Origin of the sequence: Baaleninema simplex PCC 7105, from assembly GCF_000332355.1 — a bacterium.
GTDB classification, from domain to species: Bacteria; Cyanobacteriota; Cyanobacteriia; order Cyanobacteriales; family Geitlerinemataceae; genus Baaleninema; species Baaleninema simplex.
Map to the genome: position 1 here is coordinate 642875 of NZ_KB235962.1, position 1978 is coordinate 644852.

The window sequence follows — 1978 nt, forward strand, 5'->3', positions numbered from 1 at the left end:
AATGAATCCCATTGAATTGGAGTGGGAGCATCTTAAACGTGATGAATTAGTCGGACAGATGTTTGAATCCGAGTCCGAATTGGCTTTCACGTGACCGAGGGACTCGAAGCCCGAGGAGAGCGCCACGGACATTCTGTTAAGTATGTCAACCTTCGAGGTCTGAAATAATCCTTTACACACATTCCTTTTTTTCTCTGGGGCTACTTACTGTCTTTTTTTGTGTCAATTTTTCCCAAACTTCATAATTTTGTCGAGAAATATTATTGTAACTTATAAAGTGGACGAGTTAAGTCAATTCAGATTTATACCTTGAGCAAGACGGCTTCTTGTTCATTTTCCACCCCCAGCTTTTGATAACTTTTTCAGCAAACCCTAAGGTAGTTCAGCAGAAGTTCTCTCAATGGGAAGCTCAAGGACTGTACTTATTCTTCTTGCCACCCTACTGTTCCGAAATGAATCCCATTGAATTGGAGTGGGAGCATCTTAAACGTGATGAATTAGTCGGACAGATGTTTGAATCCGAGTCCGAATTGGCTTTTCACGTGACCGAGGGACTCGAAGCCCGAGGAGAGCGCCACGGACATTCTGTTAAGTATGTCAACCTTCGAGGTCTGAAATAATCCTTTACACACATTCCTTTTTTTCTCTGGGGCTACTTAGCATAACCTTCCAAGCAGTCATATAAGATTTCAAGCAGAGCATCACAGTTTCTGCCGGGGTTTTGAACGCCTATAAGATCGAGAATATTCAAAAAAACGTCCAGTGCTTCGTCCAGTGCTTGCGCTCCTTCCGAACGTCCTTTTAGCACGCGACTAAAGTGAAGGGATTTCAGTGTATCTATCTGATTTTCCTGAAATCCGAATCCCTCACAATCTAGAAAGCTAGTGTCACAATCCTGTAACTGACAATCTTTGAGGTCTAGTAAACTAGCGTCATACTTCCAATCCGAGAACTTGAAATTTTGAAAACAATAACGAAGATACTCTTGAGCAACCTTCAACACCACCGACGGTCTACAATCTCCACTTGAGTATGACTCAACCGTTGGTTTTACTGCCAGTCCGAGAATGTACCCGCACCAAGTGTAGCGAAGATGTTCTACAGTGGGGTTGCCGTCGCGCAAAGTCTCTAGTGCTTTCGATATTGCTTCTGAAAGCGATAGCTTTCGCTTGTAATCAACCTCATAAAGTTCTTCGTATTTTTGCATCCATATATCGTGCCAAACTTCACAGAAATTATTGGGGATATCTAGAGAATCATCAATGAGAAAATCTGAATAATATCCATTCGGTTTATCTGAATATATAAAATAAAAATTACTCCTAAACATTTGCACTCTCTTGTATGCCTGGCTAATGTTAATATCTACGGGTCACTATAGTCCATCTCGAAGTTGCCGATAACCATGCCGTAGTTGGCTCGGGTGAGGATTTCGGCGATGGCGGGGCGTTTTTCTTGGGGGGTCTCGATGGGACTGATTGAGTAGAAAACGAGTTGCTCGTGGTCTTCTCGGACTCGGGCAACGCAGCTCCAAGTACCATTATCGCCAGAGAAGCTGAGCTGTACAGTACTTTCACCTTCTATGCGAGTGAACGACCAGTCATCTTCAGTTAGAAAGAGGATAAGGGCTGTGAAAGTAGATTTCTTGTTCGCAGTATGGAGAGACATCAGCGGGTGCATCCCAGTTATGCAATAAGCAAAAATGCTTACCCTTAAAGAGCAGCATAAGAGCTAAGCTTTGGGCAGTTCATAACGAAACCGGTCAGACCCATGGATGCATCTAAGCAAGCCCGCCTCAAGAACTCACTCAGGAGTTAGCCGAATTGCTCTACGAAGAGACGGCTCCAGAAGCCGTCAAGAGCTTGGAAGGGATAGAGAAAGCAGTGCGTGGGCATTGGCTAGAGCATGTCGGGCCAGAAATTCGGTCTTTTTTATCCGCACAAGTAGCGGCACAACGCGGGGACGACAGCGGGCAGTC

General features: G+C 44.5%; 3 protein-coding genes. 1 reads left to right on the plus strand and 2 read right to left on the minus strand.

The window, feature by feature from the left end; genetic code table 11:
- Positions 1–350: 350 nt before the first annotated feature.
- Complete coding sequence (locus GEI7105_RS32965) at positions 351–620, plus strand: transposase (RefSeq protein ID WP_158413288.1); 270 nt, start codon at positions 351–353, stop codon at positions 618–620.
- A gap of 32 nt (positions 621–652) precedes the next feature.
- On the opposite strand, the gene GEI7105_RS0128310 is transcribed toward GEI7105_RS32965, so the two are convergent.
- A complete protein-coding gene (locus GEI7105_RS0128310; protein ID WP_144054094.1) occupies positions 653–1207 on the minus strand; it encodes a hypothetical protein in 555 nt (184 codons plus the stop codon).
- Between the two features lie 158 nt (positions 1208–1365).
- The gene (locus GEI7105_RS32970) at positions 1366–1680 is read right to left on the minus strand and encodes a YbjN domain-containing protein (RefSeq protein ID WP_017663724.1); all 315 of its coding nucleotides are present in this window, start codon (positions 1678–1680) and stop codon (positions 1366–1368) included.
- Positions 1681–1978 lie beyond the last annotated feature (298 nt).

What these genes read in the sequence shown, in the direction of transcription:
- GEI7105_RS0128310 (WP_144054094.1), bottom strand. Translation starts at nt 1,207, where the DNA reads ATGCAAAAATACGAAGAACTTTATGAGGTTGATTACAAGCGAAAGCTA.
- GEI7105_RS32970 (WP_017663724.1), bottom strand. Translation starts at nt 1,680, where the DNA reads ATGCACCCGCTGATGTCTCTCCATACTGCGAACAAGAAATCTACTTTC.